The organism is Rhizobium sp. 01T444 (genome assembly GCF_056398305.1).
In genome coordinates this window covers 1-23,664 of sequence record NZ_JBFTPD010000040.1, presented here as the reverse complement: position 1 = coordinate 23,664, position 23,664 = coordinate 1, and the positions used below count along the sequence as shown (strand labels likewise).

Annotated in this window: 19 protein-coding genes; 7 read left to right on the top strand and 12 right to left on the bottom strand. The window is 60.2% G+C overall.

Features of this window, described 5'->3' with window-relative positions; genetic code table 11:
• Positions 1–100 precede the first annotated feature (100 nt).
• Positions 101–1,024 carry a LysR family transcriptional regulator gene (locus AC1DTN_RS33305; protein ID WP_477924392.1) on the top strand — a complete coding sequence of 308 codons (924 nt, stop codon included), beginning with the start codon at positions 101–103 and terminating at the stop codon, positions 1,022–1,024.
• A gap of 54 nt (positions 1,025–1,078) precedes the next feature.
• Here the strand turns inward: AC1DTN_RS33305 and AC1DTN_RS33300 are convergent, their stop codons facing one another.
• The 6 genes from AC1DTN_RS33300 to AC1DTN_RS33275 all read right to left on the bottom strand — a co-directional run bounded on the left by AC1DTN_RS33300 (position 1,079) and on the right by AC1DTN_RS33275 (position 7,463).
• The gene (locus AC1DTN_RS33300) at positions 1,079–2,140 is read right to left on the bottom strand and encodes an ABC transporter ATP-binding protein (protein ID WP_442207667.1); all 1,062 of its coding nucleotides are present in this window, start codon (positions 2,138–2,140) and stop codon (positions 1,079–1,081) included.
• A 21-nt stretch (positions 2,141–2,161) separates the two neighbouring features.
• Positions 2,162–3,016, bottom strand: a complete 855-nt coding sequence (locus AC1DTN_RS33295) for a sugar phosphate isomerase/epimerase family protein (protein WP_477924390.1) — start codon at positions 3,014–3,016, stop codon at positions 2,162–2,164.
• A 31-nt stretch (positions 3,017–3,047) separates the two neighbouring features.
• On the bottom strand, positions 3,048–4,286 hold the full coding sequence (locus AC1DTN_RS33290) for an ROK family transcriptional regulator (protein ID WP_477924389.1): 1,239 nt from the start codon (positions 4,284–4,286) through the stop codon (positions 3,048–3,050).
• Positions 4,287–4,327: 41 nt separating this feature from the next.
• Positions 4,328–5,170, bottom strand: coding sequence for a carbohydrate ABC transporter permease (locus AC1DTN_RS33285; RefSeq protein WP_477924387.1), 843 nt, complete (start codon positions 5,168–5,170; stop codon positions 4,328–4,330).
• Positions 5,167–6,096: a carbohydrate ABC transporter permease gene (locus tag AC1DTN_RS33280; RefSeq protein ID WP_113321266.1), complete on the bottom strand. Its 930-nt coding sequence runs from the start codon at positions 6,094–6,096 to the stop codon at positions 5,167–5,169. Before AC1DTN_RS33280 ends, AC1DTN_RS33285 begins: the two co-directional genes overlap by 4 nt.
• Before the next feature lie 68 nt (positions 6,097–6,164).
• The gene (locus tag AC1DTN_RS33275; RefSeq protein WP_113321267.1) at positions 6,165–7,463 is read right to left on the bottom strand and encodes an extracellular solute-binding protein; all 1,299 of its coding nucleotides are present in this window, start codon (positions 7,461–7,463) and stop codon (positions 6,165–6,167) included.
• Positions 7,464–7,739: 276 nt separating this feature from the next.
• On the opposite strand from AC1DTN_RS33275, the gene AC1DTN_RS33270 reads away from it, so the two are divergent.
• Positions 7,740–8,786, top strand: coding sequence for a Gfo/Idh/MocA family protein (locus AC1DTN_RS33270; RefSeq protein ID WP_439017376.1), 1,047 nt, complete (start codon positions 7,740–7,742; stop codon positions 8,784–8,786).
• A 15-nt stretch (positions 8,787–8,801) separates the two neighbouring features.
• On the opposite strand, the gene AC1DTN_RS33265 is transcribed toward AC1DTN_RS33270, so the two are convergent.
• Positions 8,802–9,938: an ROK family transcriptional regulator gene (locus tag AC1DTN_RS33265; RefSeq protein ID WP_477924385.1), complete on the bottom strand. Its 1,137-nt coding sequence runs from the start codon at positions 9,936–9,938 to the stop codon at positions 8,802–8,804.
• A gap of 212 nt (positions 9,939–10,150) precedes the next feature.
• Between AC1DTN_RS33265 and AC1DTN_RS33260 the strand changes: the two genes are divergently transcribed.
• Both AC1DTN_RS33260 and tkt read left to right on the top strand, forming a co-directional pair.
• The gene (locus AC1DTN_RS33260; RefSeq protein WP_477924384.1) at positions 10,151–13,177 is read left to right on the top strand and encodes an alpha-mannosidase; all 3,027 of its coding nucleotides are present in this window, start codon (positions 10,151–10,153) and stop codon (positions 13,175–13,177) included.
• Positions 13,178–13,324: 147 nt separating this feature from the next.
• Entirely contained in the window at positions 13,325–15,355 is a 2,031-nt protein-coding gene (tkt, locus tag AC1DTN_RS33255) for a transketolase (RefSeq protein ID WP_477924382.1), read from the top strand.
• Positions 15,356–15,461: 106 nt separating this feature from the next.
• On the opposite strand, the gene AC1DTN_RS33250 is transcribed toward tkt, so the two are convergent.
• From AC1DTN_RS33250 to AC1DTN_RS33230, 5 genes are read right to left on the bottom strand one after another with little or no spacing between them, the layout of a single operon-like run.
• Complete coding sequence (locus AC1DTN_RS33250; RefSeq protein ID WP_439018843.1) at positions 15,462–16,223, bottom strand: ABC transporter ATP-binding protein; 762 nt, start codon at positions 16,221–16,223, stop codon at positions 15,462–15,464.
• Positions 16,224–16,228: 5 nt separating this feature from the next.
• Positions 16,229–17,077, bottom strand: a complete 849-nt coding sequence (locus AC1DTN_RS33245; RefSeq protein ID WP_439017380.1) for an ABC transporter ATP-binding protein — start codon at positions 17,075–17,077, stop codon at positions 16,229–16,231.
• A complete protein-coding gene (locus tag AC1DTN_RS33240) occupies positions 17,070–17,981 on the bottom strand; it encodes an ABC transporter permease (protein WP_439017381.1) in 912 nt (303 codons plus the stop codon). Before AC1DTN_RS33240 ends, AC1DTN_RS33245 begins: the two co-directional genes overlap by 8 nt.
• 4 nt (positions 17,982–17,985) lie before the next feature.
• The gene (locus tag AC1DTN_RS33235; RefSeq protein ID WP_477924381.1) at positions 17,986–19,047 is read right to left on the bottom strand and encodes an ABC transporter permease; all 1,062 of its coding nucleotides are present in this window, start codon (positions 19,045–19,047) and stop codon (positions 17,986–17,988) included.
• A 21-nt stretch (positions 19,048–19,068) separates the two neighbouring features.
• Positions 19,069–20,670, bottom strand: coding sequence for an ABC transporter substrate-binding protein (locus AC1DTN_RS33230; RefSeq protein ID WP_477924380.1), 1,602 nt, complete (start codon positions 20,668–20,670; stop codon positions 19,069–19,071).
• Between the two features lie 123 nt (positions 20,671–20,793).
• On the opposite strand from AC1DTN_RS33230, the gene AC1DTN_RS33225 reads away from it, so the two are divergent.
• Genes AC1DTN_RS33225 through AC1DTN_RS33215 form a run of 3 tightly spaced genes read left to right on the top strand, consistent with a single transcriptional unit; the run spans position 20,794 to position 23,577 of the window.
• The gene (locus AC1DTN_RS33225; RefSeq protein ID WP_113323840.1) at positions 20,794–21,504 is read left to right on the top strand and encodes a GntR family transcriptional regulator; all 711 of its coding nucleotides are present in this window, start codon (positions 20,794–20,796) and stop codon (positions 21,502–21,504) included.
• A gap of 13 nt (positions 21,505–21,517) precedes the next feature.
• Entirely contained in the window at positions 21,518–22,426 is a 909-nt protein-coding gene (locus AC1DTN_RS33220) for a dihydrodipicolinate synthase family protein (RefSeq protein ID WP_477924422.1), read from the top strand.
• A gap of 11 nt (positions 22,427–22,437) precedes the next feature.
• On the top strand, positions 22,438–23,577 hold the full coding sequence (locus AC1DTN_RS33215; RefSeq protein ID WP_037109672.1) for a mandelate racemase/muconate lactonizing enzyme family protein: 1,140 nt from the start codon (positions 22,438–22,440) through the stop codon (positions 23,575–23,577).
• Positions 23,578–23,664: the final 87 nt, after the last annotated feature.

Genomic DNA, 23,664 nt, shown 5'->3' with positions numbered 1-23,664 from the left:
GATGGGCAATGCGGTTTTCACATACGGGTTGACCACGAAACCGGGCATATGAAAAATATCAATTTTTCCAAACTATATTCAATTCTGATATGAGGTGGGCATGGCTGTTACCCTACGGCATATCGAGGTCTTCAGGGCGGTGATGACGACAGGCAGCGTCACGAATGCGGCCGCTATGCTCGGCACCTCCCAGCCGACGATCAGCCGGGAGCTGGCAAGGTTCGAGCATCTCATCCAGATGAAGCTTTTTGAGCGTGTGCGCGGCCGCCTCCGCCCGACTGCGCACGCTCTGCTATTGTTCGAGGAAGTGCAGCGCGCCTATTTCGGGCTGGACCGGATCATCAGCACGGCGGCGTCGCTGCGCCAGTTCGAGCAAGGGCAACTCTCCATCGTATGCCTGCCAGTCTTTTCTCAATCGCTTCTGCCGCAGACCTGCCGGTATTTCATGGAGCGGTTCCCGAACGTGGGCATCAGTATCGTTCCGCAGGAGTCGCCTCTGCTGGAGGAATGGTTGTCGGCGCAACGCTATGACCTGGGACTGACGGAGGTCGATCATGCCCCCCAGGGCACGGAGGTAACCCCACTCCTGACACTCGACGAGATTTGCGTGCTGCCGGACGCTCACCCGCTTCTTGAAAAGACTGTTCTCTCACCGGGTGATTTCGAAGGGCAATCCTTTGTCAGCCTGTCGGCGATGGATAGCTATCGGCGGCAGATCGATCAGATTTTTCGAAACGCCGGCATCATGCGGTGCATGGTCATCGAGACCCACAGCGCAGCATCCGTCTGCTCCATGGTACGGGAGGGAATCGGCCTGGCGATCGTCAATCCTCTGACGGCCCTGGACTATGCCGGCCACGGCCTACATCTTCGCCGGGTGTCATTCTCCATCCCGTTTTCCGTCAACATCGTGCGCCCGATCCATCGGCCGCAATCGCAACTGGTCGAGGTTTTCCGGGCCGAATTGGCGAGGCAAGCAGGGCTGATCGAAACCCGGCTTGCCACGCTCATTGATTCTCGATGACTTCGTGAAAGCGTATGGGATAGCGGCGTGTTACCGATGCCCCGTCACACGTCATCAGTTCAGCACCGGCTCGCCGGCAGTGATGCGCTGCTCGCCTTCGTCAAACAGGTGGACGCTATCATGGAGCGGAGCGATCCGCAGCACATCGCCGGGGGCTGCCCTGATCCGCTCCCGGAAGACGCAGCTGATCGTCTGCGTGCCGAGACGGGCAACCACCAATGTCTCGGACCCCGTCGGCTCGACAACGGCGGTTGTCACCTCGATGCCGTTGGGGTCGAGTGTGATGTGCTCGGGGCGAATGCCGTAGGTGACGGCGCCGGACGGGCGCCGTTCGCTCGGCAGGATAAGCCCGTCTTCGGTCCGGAAGCCTTCATTCGTCATGCTTCCCTTGATGAAGTTCATCGCTGGGGAGCCGATGAACCCGGCAACGAAGAGATTGCTCGGGCGATCGTAGAGTTCGAGCGGCGAGCCCGACTGCTCGATCACGCCATCCTTCATCACGACGATCTTGTCTGCCATGGTCATTGCCTCGATCTGGTCGTGTGTGACATAGATCGTCGTGGTCTTCAGCCGCTGATGCAGCTCCTTGATCTCGGATCGCATCTGGACACGGAGCTTGGCATCGAGGTTTGACAGGGGTTCGTCGAAGAGGAAGACGGCGGGATCGCGAACGATTGCGCGACCCATGGCAACACGCTGCCGCTGGCCGCCCGACAGCTGCTTCGGATAGCGCTCCAGGAGCGCCTCCAGGCCGAGGATCTTGGCGGCATTGCCGACACGCTGCTCGATCTCTGTCTTCGGCATGCGCTTCAGCCGCAGCGAGAAGCCCATATTCTTGGCGACCGTCATATGCGGGTAAAGCGCATAGTTCTGGAACACCATGGCGATGTCGCGATCCTTCGGTGCCAGCTCGTTGACGATATGCTTGCCGATCTGGATCTCGCCCGAGCTGATGTCTTCCAGACCGGCGATCATTCTGAGAAGGGTGGATTTGCCGCAGCCGGAAGGGCCGACGAGGACGACGAACTCGCCATCGCGGATATCGACTGAAACACCTTTGATGGCTTTGAACGCGCCATAGTCCTTGCGCGCATTGTTCACTCTAACATGAGCCATTTTCGTCCTCCCCGGTCGCGCTCAAAGCTTGTTCAACACGTTTCTGAGGTAGGCGAGCCCAAGGCGTTCACCTTCTTTTCGCGCCTCGAGATCCTTGCCCGGCCATCCATAGGCGGCGTCCTCGTGCTCGATCGAAAGGGTGCCGTTGAAGCCGTTGGTCCGTGCCTGACGCAGGAAGCGCGGCCAGTCGAGAAGGCCGTGGCCCGGCAGCTTGTATTGCCACCAGCCCTTGCCGTGATAGCCGACCGCTTGTTGTGTGGCCGCATCGATTGCGGTGTCCTTGGCGTGGAGAATGGCGATCCGATCCTTGACCGCGTCCATGGCGGCATAGGGATCGACGCCGATGCGGATGAGGTGCGAAGGATCGAATTCGAGACCGAAGCGCCGGTCGGGTATGCGCCTGAAGAGTTCCTGCCACCCCTTCGGCGTGGTTCCGACGAAATTATCCTTGGGCCCCGGCCAGTTTTCGATCGCGAAGACCAGGCCGCTTGACGTCGTCTTGCCAATCAGCCGGTTGGCGAAATCGGCAAAATCATCGTAATTGGCTTCGTCGTCAGCATTGTCGTTACGTCCGGGAAAGATCACGAAGATCGGCACGCCCGCTTCGCCGATCGCTTCGGCAAATTCCTCCGTGCGGGCGCGAAGTTCGCCGCGTTTGCCGCTGTCGGCATCGAGCTGATTGCCGAAATAGGTGACCGAGGAGACGAAGAGGTTTTGGTCGCGGGCAAGTGCCACCGCAGCCTGCACCTTGTCCGGCGTCTTGATATGGCCGCCGACATCGATTTCGATTGCGTCGAAACCGGCCGAAGCAGCGAAATTCACCACTTCTTCTAGCGGCCGGTCGTTGAATGTCGACGTATAAAAACCAATCCTCATCAATATCCTCCCAGCGGACTTGCCGGCTGTTTCAGTTGTTCAGGCGATCCATGAATTTGAGGGGCGAACGGGTGCGTTGAACGGCGTCCGCGGATGCCAGCATCAGCGCCGCCGCCATCGGCATCGCCGCAGCACCGAGCGCCGAAGCGTCCTCGCCGATCGAGGCACGATGCAGCGAAGGCAGAGTGGTGTCTCCGGCCGTCAGATGTTCGTGAACGTAGCGGAGCAACTCGTCGATCATGCGGATCGGCAATCGGCCGCCGATGATGATGGCATCGGGATCGACGATCATGCCGATATGTTTGACCGCAACGGCAAGGTGAGCGCTCATTTCCTTCAGCCACTTCGACACCAGAGCCTTGCCACGTGCATCGAGTGTGAGAAGGTCCTGAGGCACGCTTGCATGGACGCCATGTTCGCCAAGAAACTTGTAGAGAAAAAACATCGTCACCATCTCACCGAGAAGGTCGACCTTCGGAGCGGTCTTGTCCCGGTCGTCGGCAATCGGCAGCCATCCGATTTCGCCGCTCAGCGCCATGGCGCCACGGTGGCCGTTGCCGTCGAGAACGAGCCCTCCGCCGAGACAGGCATTGATGGCGATATAAAAGAAACTGCGGCTTTCCGCCCCGAGGCCGTAGTCAAGCTCGGCGAGTGCTGCGGCATTGGTCTCATTTTCGATGAAGACCGGATGCTGGGTCAGGTTTTCGATTGCTGCGCGTACGTCGAATTCCATCCATTCCGAATAATCGTCGGGCATGCCGAGGAAAGGGATCTCTCCGAGCCAGTCGGGCATCGCAAGCCCAATGCCGGCCAGGTGCGCGTCGTCGATCAGGCGGCTTCGCTGGAAATGCGATATCGCATCGGCCGTCAGCTGCATGAATTCGGCGGGCCGCACGTAGCGCTTTTCGTGGTGGACGCGGGCGCGTACGTTGCCGACGGCATCTACAGCCACAATCGTCAGGTGATCGCGATCGATGTTGATGCCGATTGCAAAGAACGCATCGGGGTTGATCTCGAGCTCGATTGCCGGCTGACCCCTCAGCCCATGTCGCCGGCGAGCTTCGATGATCAGGCCTTCGTCGAGCAGCCGATCGACGATTCGGGCGATCGCCGGCTTCGTGAAACCTGTCTGCCGGGCAATCTCGGCGCGCGAAATCGGCGCCTGCCGATGGATGCAGCGCAGCACGACGGCTCTGTTGTGCTCGCCCGCATCCTCGACATTGGCCCCCGTCAGGTCGGGAGACAGTCTGGCGCCGATCGTCTGGTTCATGGGTTGGGATCCTCTATCAGCCACGGACACGCAAACCGACCTTACCCCTTCACCGCACCACTGGTCATGGCGCCAAGGATCAGCCGCTGAAGCGACAGGAACGCCACGATCGCCGGTACGACGGAGATCAGGCAGGCGGCCGCAAGCAGCTGGATGGACGAGTCGGTCTGCATGCCACGGAAGTTAAAGATCCCGACGCCGATCGGCATCAGATTGTTTTGCGTGAGCAGAAGAAAAGGCACGAGGAATTGCGACCAGCCGGCAATCACAGTGATGATGAAGACGGAAGCAATACCCGGCGCCGATAGCGGCAGGACGATCCGCCAGAAGACCGAGAACCGATTGCATCCGTCGATCATCGCAGCCTCGTCGAGACTGCGCGGAATGCCGTCTATCGTGCTCTTCAGCAGCCATGTTGCAAGCGGCACACCGAGGGCAATATAGACCATTGTCACCGCAAAATGCGTATCGAGCAGGCCGAGACGGTTCATGTAGCGGTAGAGCGGCACCATGATGACTAGCGGCGAGATCATCTGGAACAACAAAAGCCCCATCATCGACAGGCCCTTGCCCCTGAACTGGAAGCGGGAGAATGCGTAGGCTGCGGGAAGGGCGACGACCAGAACACCGAAACCGCTGAAGGCGGCGAGCTTCAAGCCGTTCCAGAGGTAGATCGGGAAGTAGCTGTTGTTGAGGACGGTGACGAAATTATCCATGGTCGGATTGTGCGGGATGTAGCGCGCCACACCACGATAGATTTCGCGCCTGTCGCGCAAGGCCATCGATAAGAGATAGCTGAGGGGACCGGCGAAGAAGATGAACATCGCCAGCATGAAGAGATAGCTCAGGAAATCGCCGAAGCGCGTGCCGGTGCGCCTGCTCATTGCTCTTCCTCCTTCGGCAGGAACGATGCGTAAACGAAGGCAAGTCCGAGACTGATGATCAGCATCAGCACGGAGAGCACACTTCCGCCGGAAAGGTCGTAATTGCGGAAGACGATGTTGAACACATAGAGCGAGATCACTTCGGTCGCGCGCCCCGGTCCGCCGCCCGTCAACGTGATGATCGCGTCGAAAGTGTTGAGCGTCATGATCGTGATGAGGATCATGTTGACGAGCATGGCTGCGCGCAGCTGGGGGAGGGTGATGAAGAGGAACTGTTGCGGGCCCGTTGCGCCGTCGACATCTGCCGCCTCATAGAGCGAGGGGTCAATCGATTTGAGGGCTGCATACATGACCACCATCGAGAAGGCCGTACCGCGCCAGATGTTCGAGATCAGCGCTGACCACGGCGCAATCGCGGGGTCGGAAAGCCAGGCGACCGTCGGCAGGTGCATGAGCCGAAGGATGCTGTTCAGCGCACCGTAGGGAGCTTCGGAAAACAGCATCTGCCAGATGATGCCGCCGGCAATCCCGGGCACCACCCAGGCGATAAGCGCCGTGGTGCGCAGGACGGTCGTGCCGTACAGGCCGCGTTTCTCGCCTCTGATGACGACGACGGCGACGGCGAGACCAAATATCTGCTGTCCGATGACGCTGCCGCCGACGAAGATAAGGGTCGCCCACATGATGTCGGGCAGCTGCGGCGAGCTCAGCGCATTCGATATCGTGCCGAGCGTATAGACCGGATTATCGCCGATCAGCGTCGCATTGGTGAACGACAGGCGGAAAACGTCGATCACAGGGTAGAGATAGAAGATGCCGATGACGATGATCACAGGCATGATCCAGGGCAATGGTGCCCCGGCAAAACGGCGCATGAACGATCTGCTGTGAGGCGGGCTGGCAGCCTCGATGGCAATGGGGCTCATTGGGCTTCTCTGTCCGGGTTTGACATGACCGGCGACGCCCGTCGTGGGCGCCGCCGCGATCTCAATCGTTAGAGACGCTTGTAAGCCTCCATCGTCGCGTTGAACGCGGCGTCCAGAGCCTCTTCCGGCTTCTTGGTGCCTGAGAGAACGTCACCCATCATGATCTGGATCTGGTTGGAGATTTCCGGATAGATCGGGGCGCCCGGGCGGGCCTGACCATTAACGAGAGCCCCGGCAAAGGTCTTGTTGGCTTCGGTCGCGAAGACATCGTACTTGTCGAAGAGCGACTTGCGCGTCGGCAGCTGCTGCTGCAAGGCGTTGGCCGGTCCCATATAGACCTCGCGGGCAAGGTTGGCGCACATCTCCACCTTGTCCTTGTCTTTGCTGAACGAGGCGATCGTCCATCCGCCGGTGCCTGTGGAGCGCTGGTCGGCGGTCGGGCCGGGGATCGGCGAGAAGGTCCAGTTCTTGAACTCGTCCTCGTCGAGCGTGACCTTCAGCTGGGCATATTGCCAGTTGCCGCCGATGAAGAGTGCCGTGGTTCCGGCTGCCGCGGCGGCGTTGAGGTCGTCATAGTTGCCGATGGTGGTCACGCGTTTGGGTGCTGCACCGGAATCAACGAGGTCCTTGTAGTAGGTCAGGGCTTTTAAGAATTTCTCCTTGTTTTCGCCCTCACCGAAGATCGGCTTGCCGGAATCGTCGACGAGCTTACCGCCGAGCGCCCAATAGTTGGCCAGCCAGTCGAAAGTGGACCCTTCGTAACGGCCGGCGTTGAAGAGGATACCTTCCATGCCCTGCTCGACGGAGGAAAGCCCGGCCTTCTTCAGGTCATCCCAGGTCTGCGGCGCATCGGCAACGATGGACTTGTTGCGGTAGAGCACGCGAAGGTCCGTATCCCACCACCATGCACGGATCGTCTGATCCTTGTCGGTAATGCCACTGCGAATGAAGGGGAACAGGTCGGCGACCTCTTCCTTCGAGAAGTAAGGCGTGAAGTCGGCGAGCACATGGTTGACCATAAACTGCGAGAGCACGAAGGAGTCGACCGCGGCGCAATCCGGAGCGTTACCGGCCTTAGCCTGTTCCAGCATCTTGGCCTGTTCGGTACCGATGTCGGCCGACATGAACTGCATCTGCAGTTTCCAGTCGGGATGCTTCTTGATGAAATCGACGAAGAGTTTCTGATAGCCTTCGGCAATTGCCGGGTCGGCGTTGTTGGGGCTGTCGTTCGTGAGCCGGACGACAAGGGTTTTTGGCGCATCGGCAGCGCCGATCCTGTCCTTTGTCGCAAGCTCCTGGGCAAATGCGGTAGGCACTGAAAATAACATTGTGCTCAGCGCTAATGCGCTGATGAACGCTCTCTTCATGATGGGTCTCCTCCCCATTTTAAACGGATACAGCCTGGTGGTCAGTTGACCTCTCCTCATTTCCATGCTGCATTAATTAGATTAAGTTACTTTGATTTGATGTCAAGCCGCAGCTTGGGAGGATTGAGATGCCGGCGACATTCAACACAAGTTAGCGGACCGCAGCCGCATTTCCCGATCACAAAAATCGAGCCATTTCGGGTATTCGCGATGGCACGGTGAGGTTTTGCCTCGGCTACGTGAAGGTGGCCGAACCTGACATCTATGGAGGATCAGATGCGCTTACTCATTCTCGGCACTGGCGGAATGGCCAATCAGCATGCCGCAAATTTCAAGGCGATCGAAGGCGTGAGCGTCGTGGGCGGGGTCGATGTCGTACCCGAGCGACTGGCGGCCTTTTGTTCTGAACATGGCATCCCCAATCACTTCAGCACACTCGAGGAAGCCCTTGCCTGGGGCGAGTTCGATGCCGTTGCCAATGTTACGCCCGACCGCATCCACCATCCGACGACGCTTCAGGCGATTGCTGCGGGCAAACATGTCTTCTGCGAAAAGCCGCTTGCGACCGATGCCATCAAGGCGATGGAAATGACGGATGCCATCGAGAAAGCCGGCAAGGTCGGCATGGTCAACTTCACCTATCGCAATTCGCCCGCCCTGCAGAAGGGCCGGCAGATGGTGCTTGCCGGTGAAATCGGCGAGATCAGGCATGTCGAGGCGTCGCATCTGCAGAGCTGGCTTGTGGGGCGTCATTGGGGCGACTGGAAGAGCGAGAGCAAATGGCTCTGGCGCCTCAGCAAGAAACATGGGTCGAACGGCGCGCTCGGCGATATCGGCATCCATATCGTCGATTTTGCGTCCTATGGTTCGGGGCTCGATGTCGCCCATGTCTTCGCGCGGTTGAAGACTTTCAACAAGGCGCCGGGCGACAAGATCGGCGAATATGATCTCGATGCGAATGACAGCTTCACAATGAATGTCGACTTCACGACGGGTGCGATCGGCACAATCCAGGCGACGCGAACCGCGGCCGGCCAGATGGATCAGCTGCGTCTCAGGGTCTATGGCGAGACCGGTTCGATCGAGATGATCTACGACACCGGAAAGTCGACGCTTCGCGCCTGCCTCGGCGAAGATGTTCACACCGCAACATGGCGCGACATCCCCTTCGATCCGGTGGAAACGAATTATCAGCGCTTCGTGCAGGCCGTCAGGGCAGGCAGAACGCAGGAACCCTCGTTCCGCAGGGCGGCGAATATCCAGAAAGTGCTCGACAAGGCGCTTGCCTCGGATGTCAGCCACACGGACGAGGCGCTTGCCTGATTCGATACTAGGACGTCAGGCGGAAACCGGTGGCAGCAGGGTGTTAAGGAAGGGCAGCAGTGCCGCCCCCAGCGCCACGCCGCCGCCGCTGAAGCTTGCCGGCTTCATCGGCGAAATCCACGGTGTCAGGAAGGGTCGCTTGGATGTGTCGCGGCGCTCGACGGAGAGCTGGTGGATCAGTGCTTCGATGACGCTTCGCGGCAGCTCGCCGCCGATCATGATGACACCAGGCGCGATAAAGCCGGCCATGGCGATGATCGGGTCGAGCAGGTGGCTTGCAGCATCGCGGATCCACTGTGTCAACTGAGGGGAGGACGGCTCTTCGCCCGAAATGAGGCGCTTGAACTCGTCATCGCTGACCAGTGCGCGCAGCGCGCCGAAACCGACCACCGTGTTCAGCCGGACATTGTCTGGGCCGGTGAGCATCTCACCGATGCTGCCTGCGCGTCCGTGGACGCCCGAATAAGGAATGCCGCGAACGAGGAAGCCGGCCTGGACATCTTCGTCGATGATGATCATCGCCAGTCCGCCTTCGGGGGTAGGCGCGCCGATGGTACGTTCGGCCAGCAGGCTTGCGGTGCACTCGTTCTCCACGTGACTGACGGGAAGCGTAGAGGCTGCGTCGAGCTCATCGCTTTCCTGCGCGGTCCAGTCGTTTGACCCGATCCCCAGGCCGATGATCGGCATGCCGGCATGCCGGCCGATCATCTTCTGGGTGGCTGAAAGAATTGACGGGACGCGCGCTGCCGCGTCGAGTGGAAAGTAGTCCCGATCGTGGACCTGGCCGCTGAGGTCGATAAGGACGGCTTCGCCTCGGCTCTGGCGAAGCCTGATGCCGATCGAGAATGCCCCATCAGGGCGCAAGGCAAATTCGCTGGCGGTCGCGCTGTTGCCGGCGCCGTTGCGGCGGTGCGACGTCACCAACCCTCCCTCGCTGAGGCGGCGCAGAATATTGGTGATGCCCGGCCCGGTAAGCCCGGAATGCTGGCCGAGTTCCATGCGGGTCAATGGACCGTGCCGGCGGATAGCCTCCAGAATGACGCGGATATTTCTGTCGGCGATTTCTCCCGATCGCAGACCGATTGTTTTACCCCGCGTAACGGCCGTTTCCTCTGTCTGACGTCGCCGCGGCCCGGATCGAAGATACCGCATAACCGTCTTCCCTAAGCACCTCGATGCTTGTGTATCACAGGTAAAACTCTCGCAACCTATTTCTTGTGCGCTTGACTGCAAAACAAAGTTACTTAATCTAAGGGATGCCACGCGCCTCGGTTGGAGGAGACGGGACACCGTGGCTGCGGCCTATTTGCGCGACCAGGTTTTCTCCCCACCCGTCACTTGCTTATTTTCCAATAGGACCCGCCATGTCTCTCACCATTGCCCAACGCCTCGATCGCCTGAAGGTTCGCACAGCCGAGCTCGCTCACTGGCGCGACAGGCAAAGCATCGTGATCGACGGCTGGACCTTCGACGGCGAGCCGATCGCCCATGATCAGGACTGGCCGCACCGCAAGGGGACGGTGCATTTCGCGGCATCGGCCACAGTGCCGCGCGACTGGCCAATCGAAAAGGTTCGCCTGCAGCTCGATCTCGGCGGCGAGAGCCTGATCACGCTGCACTATTCCGGCGGCCAGGCAGAGACATTCGGGCTCGACCCCTATCATCAGGAGTTTCCGATCAAAGCCAGGGAATTCTCGATTACCACTGACAGCGTTGCCCGCTTTCCCTTCGGTGAGCCGAACCGGGCACCGAAGCTCAACAAGGCGCGGCTGATCTGGCTGGACGAACCGGTCCACAGGTTGCACCTCCTGTTGCGGCAGATCGGCGAGGCAGCCGACGTGCTCGAAAGCCATGAGGTCGTGCCGCACCTGATCGAGGCGGCCGAACAGTCGCTGCGCAGCCTCGACTGGCCTTCGGACACGTCAGCCTATATTTCACGCACAGCCGGTGCGGTGATGCAGCAGAAGATCTGGGAACTGCCGGAGCTTGAGGCAAACCCGGCCGGCCTTAATGAAGCGCAGAGCGCTTCGGCCGGTGCCGCCTATGATCAGCTGATCGCGCGATTGAAAGAGCTTCAGAAGCGTTTTCCGCCGAACGGTGAACTGCTGCTGACCGGCCATGCCCATATCGACCTCGCATGGCTTTGGCCCTACGACGAGACGCGTCGGAAGATGCGTCGCACCTTCAACACCGCGCTCTCGCTGATGGAACGGTCGGACGACTTCCGGTTCAATCAATCGACCGCCCATTATTTTGCGCAGATGGAAGAGGATGATCCCGACCTTCTCGAACGGATCAAGAAGAAGGTCGCCGAGGGCAAGTGGGAAACCGTCGGCGGCATGTGGGTCGAACCCGACACCAACATGCCAACGGGTGAGAGCCTTGCGCGGCAGGTACTGTACGGACAGCGCTATTTCGAGAAACACTTCGGCCTGCGCCACACGGTCTGCTGGCTGCCGGACTGCTTCGGCTTTTCCGGGGCCTTGCCGCAGGTCCTCCAGCTTGGGGGGATCGACAGTTTCTTCACGATCAAGGTGAACTGGAGCGAGACCAATCATATCCCATCCGACTTGTTCTGGTGGAAGGGGCTCGATGGAAGCAAGGTTCTGACCCATACTTTCGACAACCCGATGCATGGCTACAACGGTTTCGTGCAGCCGGATTGCTTCGTGCCGACCTGGAAGAATTTCCGCGGCAAGACGCAGCATGACACATCGCTGCTCGCTGTCGGCTACGGTGATGGCGGTGGTGGCGTGACACCCGAAATGGTCGAACGCGAAGTGCAACTGCGCGACTTCCCGGCAATCCCCAGGGCACGTTGGGGCACGGTGAAGGGCTTTTACGAAGAGGCCCACCGCACTGCGGCGCAAAAAGAGCTTCCCGTCTGGGACGGGGAAATCTACCTCGAACTGCACCGCGCGACGCTGACGTCGCAAAGCGGCGTCAAGCGCAAGCACCGGCAGGCCGAGCGGTCGCTGATTACGGCCGAGACGATCGCTTCGCTCGCGCATCTCTTGGGTGCCGGCAAACCACAAAGCCTGGAAGCGGATTGGCGCGTCGTCCTGAAGAACGAATTCCACGACATCCTGCCGGGCTCAAGCATCCGCGAAGTCTATATCGACGCCGAGCGGGAGCTCGACGGCGTCATCGACAATGCCGAGGCGGAGAAGGCCAAGTCTCTGAAGACGCTATCAGCTCATCTTCCGGCAGGTGGGGTGACGGATGCGTTGATTGCCGTCAACCCGTCGCTTGCGCCGCGGCCGCTGACCGCCAAGCTTTCCGATGGGACGGTCCTGTCATCTGCCGAAATCGTCGCGCCTCTTTCCGTTGCGGTCTTTGATCGCAAGACCCTCAAGCCCGCCGGCGTGCTGAAAGCCGATACGCGCAGCCTCGAAAACGAGCATCTGTCTGTTGTCATCGGCAAGGATGGCGCCGTTTCAAGCCTCGTTCACAAGGCAACGGCCAGGGAGGCGATCGAAGGAGCTGCAAATCAGCTCTGGGTCTATCCGGCCGACAAACCTCGCAATTGGGACGCCTGGGACGTCGATGCCGACTATGCCGAAAAGGCTGTCCGCCTCGACAGGCCCGAGAGCATCACACTTGCCGAACAGGGGCCACATCGTGCCGCGATCCGCGTCGTTTACCGATACCGAAACTCGACGGTCACCCAGCTTTACGTGCTGACGGCCAATGCCCGCAGGCTCGATATCGAGACGACCATCGACTGGCATGACCGGCGTACTCTGCTCAGAACGCTGAACCCGGTCGCCGTGCGTTCACGCACAGCCACCTTCGAATGCGCCTTCGGTATCGTCGAGCGGCAAACGCATACGAACACGTCCTGGGAGCAGGCAATGTTTGAAGCTGCCGCACATCGTTTTGTCGATCTCAGCGAACCGGGTTTCGGCGTCGCTCTGCTTAACAATGCCAAATACGGGCACAGTGCGCGCGGCAATGTCATCGGGATGAGCCTCGTGCGCTCGCCGATCTATCCCGATCCACTCGCCGATGAAGGCGAGCAGAACTTCACCTACGCGCTGATGCCGCATGAGGGCGCCTGGCATGAAGGCGATGTCCTCCAGGAAGCGATCGATCTCAATCAGCCGCTCGTCACCACCGAGGCCAGTGGCCTCTCGGCAGGCACGCTGTCGCCTCTCGGCGTCGAAGGCATACCAGTCGCCTTTTCGGGACTGAAGCCGGCGGAGGAGGGAGAAGGCCTTATCCTGCGGCTTTACGAACCGGCGGGCCGGCGCGGCCGTCTTTCGCTCGCCTTGCCCTCGGGCTGGCAGGCTTCGGGACCTCTGAACATCCTCGAAGAGCCGATCGAGCGTGCAGGGCCTGGCGACATCATGCCGTTTGAAATTCGGACCTGGAGGCTGCAGCGAAGCTAATCGCGTCAGTATCTGGAAAGGTGTCGCTACGCGTCCCGACCCCATTGTCGATCGCTCCCGGGAAAAGTTTCAACATGTCGCAGTGGCCCGGCTCGCGCCGGGCCCTATCTTCCGGCTGGTCTTTCACCAGCTCTCGAGGAAACGATCATGACGGAATCCGTGAAGTCCGTACCTGCGCCCCGCGATCAGCACCTGCGCGACATGGCCAATTGCATTCGCTTCCTCTCGATGGACGCCGTCGAGAAGGCCAAGAGCGGACACCCTGGCATGCCGATGGGCATGGCCGACATTGCTGTCGTGCTCTTTTCCGACTTCCTGAAATTCGATGCCGAAGACCCCTACTGGTTCGATCGGGACCGTTTCCTGATCTCCAACGGGCACGGCTCGATGCTGCTCTACAGCCTGCTCTATCTGACCGGCTACCGGGATATGACGATCGACCAGATCGAAAACTTTCGTCAGGTCGACAGTAAGACGGCCGGTCATCCCGAATATCGCCATGCCACGGGCATCGAGACGACCACGGGTCCGCTCGGACAAGGCATTGCCAATTCGGTTGGTTTCGCACTTGCCGAGCGCATCATGAACGCCAGGTTTGGTGACGATCTTTCAAACCACTACACCTATGTCTTCCTCGGCGACGGATGCCTGATGGAAGGCATCAGCCAGGAGGCCATATCGCTTGCGGGCCACTTGAAGCTCGGCAAGCTGATCGCGTTCTGGGACAACAATTCGATATCGATCGACGGAGCCACAAGTCTGGCGGAATCCGACGATCAGCCGGCGCGGTTCCGCGCATCGAACTGGCATGTGCAGGAGATCGATGGACACGATACTGACGCCATCCGAAACGCGATCGTCGAAGCCCAACGGATCACCGATCGCCCGTCGCTGATTGCCTGCAAAACCATCATCGGCTTCGGCTTTCCGACCCGCGCCGGCACGCAGAAAGCCCACAGTGATGCTCCAGGTGAAGAGGAGATCGCTGGCGCCCGCAAACTTCTCGACTGGAACGCACCACCCTTCGAGATCCCGTCCGACCTTTTGGATGACTGGAGAAAGATCGGCGCCAAGGGACGCAACACCCGGATGGCCTGGGCGGTTCGGGTCCAGACGGCGAAGGCGGATATCCGGGGGGAATTTGAACGCCGCATGAAAGGTGAGCTGCCCTCGGACTGGACCGGAGCAATAGAGGCGGCAAAGCTTGAGCTTCTGTCCGCTGAAAAGGACCTGGCAACAAGGCAGGCGAGCGGGATTGTTCTCAACCACCTTGCTGAGACCATCCCCGAGCTCATCGGCGGATCGGCGGACCTGACACCGTCGAACAACACGAAGGCCAAATCCATGATCGAGATTGCGCCCGGTCGGTATAATGGATCCTATGTCCATTACGGCGTGCGCGAACATGGGATGGCGGCTGCCATCAACGGCATTGCCCTTCATGGCGGGTTGATCCCTTATGGCGGCACCTTCCTGACCTTTTCCGATTACGCCCGGCCGTCAATCCGGCTGGCGGCGATGATGGCGGTGCGTTCGATCTTCGTGATGACCCATGATTCGATCGGTCTCGGCGAGGATGGTCCAACCCACCAGCCTGTCGAACATCTGACGGCCCTGCGCGCCATTCCAGGTCTTGCCGTGTTCCGTCCGGGCGACCCGATCGAGACGGCCGAATGCTGGCAGGCAATCCTTGATGCTCCGCGGCAAGCAGCCTTGATCGCACTGTCCCGCCAGCCCATGCCTCTTCTGAGAAAGGAGCCTGGCTCTCTCAACCTGTCGGCAAGGGGCGGATACGTTCTGCTTGAGGCTGAGGGTGGCGCTCGCGAGCTGACGATCATGTCGACCGGATCGGAATTGCACCTCGCCGTTGAGGCAAGGGCGAAGCTCCAGGCGGAAGGCATTCCAACCGCGGTCGTCTCCATGCCGTGCCGCCTGCTGTTTGAGGCACAGGCACCGGACTATAAGCGTGAGGTTCTCGGAGACGGAACTGCGCGTGTCGCGGTGGAAGCTGCCGTCCAGGATAGCTGGGACCGATATCTCGGGCTCGACGGCCGGTTCGTCGGCATGCACAGCTTCGGCGCGTCGGGCAAGATCGACGATGTCTACAAGAAGTTCGACATCACCACGGACGCCGTTGTGAAAGCCGCGCAAGGGGCACTGGGTTTCCGTCGTCGATGAGTGATCGGCAATCGCGGACGGCTTGCGGTCTCTAACTGCTCATGGGTGCAGCCGAAGCTCCTGTGGCTGCCCTTGGCCACGCCCTCATGTGACGCGAATTCCGGCTCTAGCCGGCGCGGCGCGTGGGTTGGTAGCCCCTGCTGCCGTCGAGAAGCGTGCGTGTATAGGAATGTTCGACATTTCCGCTGAGCAAAGCCTCTCTTGAAGCGATCTCCACGAACATCCCGCCCTGCATGACGGCGACGCGATTGCATAGATGAGCAATCACAGCCATATCGTGGCTGACGAGAATGTAGGTCAGTTTTTCCCTTTCGCGCAGGTCCTTCAGCAGATTGAGGATCTCGGCCTGGATGGACACGTCGAGTGCGGATGTCGGCTCGTCGAGGAGAAGCACACGCGGCTTCAGTATCAGGGCACGTGCGATTGCGACACGCTGGCGCTGACCGCCCGAGAGCTGATGCGGAAAACGATGATAGAAGGATGGGGGCAGGCCGACGTCACGCAACACCTGTTCTACGCGCTCCCTGTGCCGGTCGACGCCATGGATTTCAAGGGGTTCGAGGAGCGTGCGGCCGATCGTGTGACGCGGGTGAAGCGAGCCGAATGGGTCCTGGAAGACCATCTGCTGCTTGGCGAGCTGCGATTTTGAGCGATTGGCGGTGATTGCCTCTCCGTCGATCGCAATCGAGCCATCCCATGCTTTGATCCTGCCGGCCAACGCGCCGAGAACAGTGGATTTGCCGCATCCGCTTTCCCCGACGAGGCCGAACGTCTCGCCCGGAGCAACGTCGAAGGAAACATCCTTGACGACCTGTTTGGCGGAGTGGCCGCTGCCGAAGGAAACGGCAAGATTTTTGACTGACATCATCATGCTCATGCCTCCGCCCAGCTCGGGTCTCGCCTTAGGACCTCAAGGCGGTCTCGAGGGTGGTCGAGGCTCGGCAACGCCTGCAAGAGACCCCGTGTGTAAGGATGGGTTGCCTCTTCGAGCTTTGCGGCTTCAAGCTCTTCGACGATACGCCCGGCATACATGATGATCACTCGATCGCAGAAGCTCTTCACCAGGTTGAGATCGTGCGAAATGAAGATCAGCCCGATGTTGCGCTCGGTGATCAGGTCGTCGAGGATCGACAGGACCTGCTGGCGCACGGTTACGTCGAGAGCCGAGGTCGGCTCGTCGGCGATGATCAGCGATGGGGAGGAAATCAGCATCATCGAGATCATGATGCGCTGTCCCATGCCGCCCGAGACTTCATGCGGATAAAGGTTGAAGACGCGCTCCGGATCGCGAATGTTGACCCGTTCCAGCATGGCGAGTGTGCGTTTGCGCGCCTCGCGGCGGCTGACGCGTTCATGCAGGATGACGGTTTCGGCGATCTGCTCGCCGACCGTCATGACCGGGTTAAGCGAATATTTCGGGTCCTGCAGGATCATCGAAATGCGCCGCCCTCGGATCGAGCGCATATCGGCCTCGCTTGCTCGCACGAGATCGACATTCTCGAAGCGCATTTCGTCGGCAACCACTTTGGCGGTCGCCGGCTGCAGCCGCATAATGGCGCGTCCGGTCGTGCTCTTTCCGGAGCCGGATTCGCCGATGATGCCGACTTTCTCACGCCCGACGGTGAACGAGACGTTCTTCACGGCCGTGACGACGCCCGACAGGGTCGGGAACTGGACCGACATGTTTTTGACCGAAAGGATCGGCTGGGATTGATCAGGCATTTCGGGGATCCATGATGTCGCGCAGGCCGTCGCCCAGCAGATTGAAGGCAAGGCTGACCACGAGGATTGCGATGCCCGGAACAGTCGTCAGCCACCAGGCGTCGAGCAGATATTGCCGGCCCGACGCTGCCATTGCACCCCATTCGGGCATCGGCGGCTGGGCGCCGAGACCGAGGAAACCGAGGCCGGCCGCCGTCAGGATGACGCTCGACATGTTGAGCGTCAGTCGGATGATGATCGAGGGAGCACAGAGCGGCACGATGTGATGGAGCAGGATGCGGCCCATGCCGGCGCCCTGCAGCTCGGCGGCGACCACGAAGTCGGCGGCGCGGAACGTCAATGTTTCGGCGCGCGCCAGGCGGGCAATCGGCGGCCAGACGGTCAGCGCAATGGCGATGACGGCATTCTCAATCCCAGGTCCGAGCGCCGCAGAAAAGGCGAGTGCGAGAACGAGGCTCGGGAAGGACAGGAAGATATCGGTGATGCGCATCAACACGACATCGACCCAGCCGCCGAGATAGCCGGCAGTGGCACCGATCACAAAGCCGATCGGCGCCACGATGACCGTCACCAGGATGCTGATATAGAGCGTTGTCCGTGCGCCATAGACGAGACGCGAATAGACGTCGCGGCCGAACTCATCGGTTCCGAACCAGTTCGCGGCAGATGGCGGCTTCAGCGCCATCGTCAGATCCTGGGCAATGGGGTCGTAGTTGGCGAGCATCGGCGCGAAGGCGGCGACCAGCACCAGCGCAAGCACAACCAAAAAACCCGCAAAAGCCAGCGGATTTGCAAGCAGGCTCAGCCACAGGACATAGGCCTTGTGGAAGCGTGCCTGCCGGGTCGAGGAAAATTCCTCGTTGATCAGCCAATTGTGGAGATCGTTGAAATAGCGTGTCGCCATGATGTCACCGGGTACGCGGATCGAGGAAGCGGTAGGCGATATCGGACAGCAGGTTGATGACGATCGAAATGATGCCGATCAGGAGCACGCTGCCAAGGATCGCGTTCATGTCCGCGAAGAAGAGAGCCGAGGTCAGATATTGCCCGAGGCCGGGCCAGGCAAAGACCGTCTCGATGAGAACCGTGCCGTCAAGCAGGCCGCAATAGGCGAGTGCCACGATGGTCAGAAGCTGCACCCGGATATTGCGGAAGGCGTGTCGCCAGACGATGGCGCGCTGGCCGAGGCCCTTGGCTTTCGCCGTCAGCACATATTCCTGCCGAAGCTGTTCCAGCATGAAGCTGCGGCTCATGCGGCTGAGATAGGCCATGGCCGCATAACCGAGGATCAGGGCAGGGGCTGTGACATGCAGCAAGGCATCGCGGAAAACCTCCCATTCGCGGGCAATGATCGCATCGACGAGAATGGAGTTGGTCGGTCCTTCGACCAGCCCTTCATTATAGACGTCCAGTCGGCCGCTGCCGGGGATGAGCCCGAACTTGGCGTAAAAGACCAGGATGACGATGGTGCCGAGCCAGAAAATCGGCGTTGAATGCCCGAGCAGCCCGACGACACGCGCGAGATGATCGACCCATGTTCCCTTGCGAACAGCGGAGATGATACCGAGCGGAATGCCGAGGCCGGCGCCGATGATCGTTGCGAGCGTCGCAAGCTCCAGTGTCGCCGGGAAAACCCGGGCAAGATCACTTGCCACGGGGTTCTTGGTCACATGTGACTGGCCGAAGTTCAGGTGAGCGACATTGCCGAGATAGGTCGCGAACTGGACATAGAGCGGCTGGTCCAGCCCCATCTCCTTGTAGACCCGCTCATAGGTCGCCTGGTCGGCCTGGTCCCCGATCACGGCAATGACCGGATCAGCCGGGACCATGCGGCCGACGACGAAGGTGATGATCAGCAGGCCGAGCAGCGTCGTCAGGATAACGCTGAAGGATGTCGCCACCTTTCGCACTGCGTCGAGCACGGCTGCTCCGCCGCCCGATGCGGCCTCGGATGTTTGTGAAATGCTCACGTCATTCTCCCTTGGAGGAGGTCACTCGCCCTTGGAAACGGTGTCCCAGCGCGTCAGCCATGTCGAATGGCCGATATAGCCTTTGACTTCCTTGCGAACCGCCTTCGCGTCGGTGCGCAGGAAGGAGGTGATCAGCGGCGGAGACGATTCGAGATAGGCCTTGTTGATCTTCGCATAGAGATCGACCCGCTTCTGCTGATCCGTCTCGTGGGCGGCCGCAGTCACCATATCCTGAATATCCTTCGGCACATCCCAGGCGGTGCGCCAGGCATTCAGGCCCGTCAGCTTGGCGTCGTCGGAATTATTGGCATTGGTTGCATAGGACTGGAGAACCGCGTGAGGATCCGGCAGGCGTTCACCCGATCGCGCCGAAAAGATCTCGAATTCGCGCGTGCGGAACTTGCCGATATGATCGCCGCCCTGAAGATCGAGTTTGATGCCGGCCTTGGCGGCATTCGCCTGCAGGGACTGCGCAACCTCATATTCCGGGGTGACCGGCGTTGCGTAATAGACCTTCGAGAAACCATTCGGATAGCCGGCTTCGGCGAGCAGCTGCTTGGCCTTTTCGATGTCGAGCTTGTAGGGATTGACCTCGCTTGCACCCGGCAGGCCGGCCGGAATGATGGTCTGCTGCTTGATGCCGTAATATTTCATGACGGTGTTGGCGAGGCCGTCATAGTCGATCAGATATCGGAAGGCTTCGCGGACCTTGGGATTGGAAAGAACCTCGTCCTTCTGGTTCAGGGCGAGGTAATAGAAACCGAAACCCGGCGTCTTCTGGATGTCGGCCTTGCCGCCGGACTCGACGGCCGCAAGATCCGTGGAGGACAGACGGGTCGCGACATCGACGTCACCCGCCTCAAGCTGCAGGCGCTGGCCGGAGGATTCCGGCATATGGCGGAGAACGACACGCCGCATCTTGGGGGCGCCCTGCCAGTAATCCTTGTTGGCATCGGCGATCAGCAGGTCATTGACGCGCCAGGTGCGCAGTGCATAAGGCCCCGAGCCGGCGTCGTTGGCCTGCAGGAACTCGCGCCCCATATCGCCGTCCTTTTCATGCTCGGCCAGGAACTTGCTGTCCAGGATCGAGGTCGAGAAGCTCGCCAGCGAATAGAGGATCAGGTTGGGGTTCCAGAGGCTGGGCGTCTGGAGGACTACGGTGGTGTCGTCGCTCGCCTTGATCAGATCGTCGACATTCTTGTCCGTAAAGCCCCATTGGCGAAGGTCGACGGATGGCGCGAGCCCTAACTTGACGAGACGCCGCAGCGACCACTCGACGTCCTTTGCCGTCAGCGGATTGCCGGAATGGAACTTGATGCCGGAGCGGATCTTGAATGTGAAGGTCTTGCCGTCCGGCGAGACGCTCCAGCGTTCGGCGACGCCCGGAGCCGGCTTGGTAATATCGTCGGCCGGCAACACGATCAGCCGCTCATAAAGGTTCGCGACAATTTCAGCCGCTTCCAATTGATTGATTTCGTTTGGATCGAGGCCGCGCATCGACGACATGTTCGTCGCGATGACCAGCTGGTCCTTCGGCGTGGCTGCGGCCGCAGCCAGTGGCATCATCAGGCTCACGGCAGCAAGCGCCGACGAGATCAATAGCCCGCGTCTTTGGATCTTCAATTTCTTCCTCCCAAGCATCTCTGCAAACACATCAGAGCGAATTTTGATATCGACATCGATCTGAAATCTGGTATATCAGATCTCACAAAACGATTTTGTCGTCAACGGGAGAATTTTCGGCTTATGGAAAATAAGATGGAGGGTGGGGCGGGCGACGACCGCATCGAAAAGATCGATCCGCGATTCCTGACGACCCTTCGTGATCATGTTCATAAGACGCTGCGGGCGGCGATCCTGTCCGGTCGCTTTCGCGCCGACGAGCGCGTCAACGAGCGCCAGCTCGCCGAGCAGCTTGGTGTTTCCACCACTCCGATCAAGGAGGCGCTCCGGCAGCTCGAGACCGAAGGACTGGTTGAAACCCTGCCGCGCCGTGGGGTGCTGATCCGGTTCAACGCCGGATGGGCGGAGGAAATGATCCTGGCTCGCGCTGCTCTGGAATCGATGATCGCGCATCTCGCCGCCAAGCGGATCACCAACGAAGAAGCTAGAAAGCTCAGCGATACGGTCGCATTGATGAAGGCGGCCACGGCCGATGGCGGTGCAGACGATCTCATTGCCCTGAACGAGACCTTTCACGAGCAGATCCACATCGCCTCGCGCTGCCAGTATCTCTCGCGCATGATCGAGCGCCAGCAATTCTATGACGCGAGCATTCGCCGCGTCATTCATTCCGACAACAAGGAGCGCGACAAGGCTCTCGCCGAGCATACCGCCATCGCTGCCGCCATCGTCTCGAACGACAGCGACAAGGCCGAGCGGGTAATGCGCGATCACGTCGTCCGCTCCGGCGAAACCTATCTCAACATCGTATTCAGGAAGAAAGAGGACATTTGACGTGACCGTGGGAATGGACAAGATTCGCAAGGCCCTGACGGGCATTTCCGGCGTTCCGGTGACCCCCTACAAGGCTGATGGCAGCCTCGATCTCGCCAAGCTTTCCGCATTGATCGCGCGCCTCGCCAGCGCCCGGGTCCACAATCTGATGGCGGCCGGCAATACGGGCGAATTCTTCACCCTGACGATGGACGAGGTAAAAGCGGTCCATGCCGCCACGATCAAGGCTGCGGATGGCAAGGCTCTTATCAGTGCCGCCGTCGGGCGTTCGCTGGCGGAAGCCAAGGCGCTCGCCCGTCACGCGATTGCCGAAGGCACTGACGCGATCATGGGTCACCATCCGATGGATCCCTTTGCCGGGCCGAGCTACCAGGCGAAATATTTCCTCGAACTTGCCGAAGCGTCCACTGTCCCTGTCATTGCTTATGTCCGCAGCGACACGTTCTCGGCCGCCGATTTCCGCAAGCTTGCTCTGCATCCCAATATCGCCGGCATCAAGTTTGCATCCGGAAATCTGATGCTGCTTGCCGAGGTCATCCGCTCGACGAAGGATGCGCCGGCGATCTGGGTCTGCGGGCTTGCCGAGGGCTGGGCGCCTGCCTTCTATGCCATGGGTGCTCGCGGCTTTACCTCGGGGCTCGTCAACGTTTTCCCCGAGCGCTCGCATGCCATCCATCAGGCGCTGGAAGCCGGCGACTACGCGGCTGCCCGTGCTCTTATCGATGACATCGCCGGTTTCGAAGCGCTGCGCACCAAATATCTGAACGGCGCCAATGTCACGGTCGTCAAGGAGGCGCTCGGCATGCTCGGGACCGATGTCGGCCCTGTTCGCCTTCCCGGCGTTGAAAGTCTGACGGACGCGGAACGCGCGGAACTGCGCGCAATCGTCGACAATGTAAGCGGCAAGAACCGCGCCGCCTGAGGAAGAATCGCATGCATATCACCGGCTTCAAGACCTACATGCAGCGCGTCGACGACCGGCCGCGGCTGCTCCTGAAAATCGAGACGAGCGAAGGCATTTCCGGTTGGGGCGAGTGCTACAATCACGGCCCCGACTGGGCGCTGCCGCCGCTCTTCGACTACCTCTTCCATCAGATCGAAGGGGAGGACCCCCGCCGAGTGGAATTCCTTGTGCTGAAACTCAATCAGCAGTGCCGTTTTCCGCCGGGCGCGCTGGGGCTTGCAGCGATTTCGGCGATCGATCACGCGCTCTGGGACATCGCTGGCAAGGCCGCCGGCCTGCCGGTTTACATGCTGCTTGGCGGCAACGTTCGGGATCGGGTGCGCGTCTATTGCGGTGTCTATACCGCGCCGGACCCGCAGACGGCGCAGGACCAGACCCTCGAGCTGAACGAAAAATACGGCTACACGGCTTTCAAGCTCAGCCCCTTCCGCCGCGACCTGCATGCCGGTCGCTGGGGCGAACTTGTAAAGGAAACCGGTGACTGGTTCGCCAAGATACGCGAGATTACGCCATCGCATTTCGAATTCGCATTTGACGCTCATGCGAAGATCTTCGAGCCCTATCAGGCGGTGCAGCTCGCCGCGGCGATTGCCCCAAATGATCCGCTTTTCTACGAGGAGCCGATCCGGCCGGAGCACATTCCGGCATGGGCCGAGCTGAAGTCGAAAGTCTCCGTCCCGTTGGCGACGGGAGAATCTCTCTACAATCGCTTCGAATTCCTCTCCCTGTTGTCGGCCCGTGGCGCTGACATAATCCAGCCCGACATATGCGTTGTTGGCGGCGTAACGGAAATGCGCAGGATCGCAACAATCGCTGAGGCTCACTATGTAACCGTCGCGCCGCATAACCCGATGGGGCCGCTCGCGACCGCGGTCAATATCCACTTCTGCGCCGCACAGCCGAACTTCAAGGTCCTTGAGTTCAAGCCCCATGTCCACGCGCCATGGGCGGCCGATCCGTATATGCCGGTCGATGGCCATATGGAATTACGGCCCGACCGTCCGGGTTGGGGTTTGGAAATCGATGAAAAGGCATTGCAGACGGAAGACTACATTCATTGGGAGCGGAAAATCACCCGCAAGCCGGATGGATCGACGGCTTATCCCTGATTGGTTCCGTTGAAATGACAAGCTTGCTTTAACGCTAGGGAAGCGCGCGCTACAGATCGTGATCGCGCTTTCCGCACTTCCCAGCGC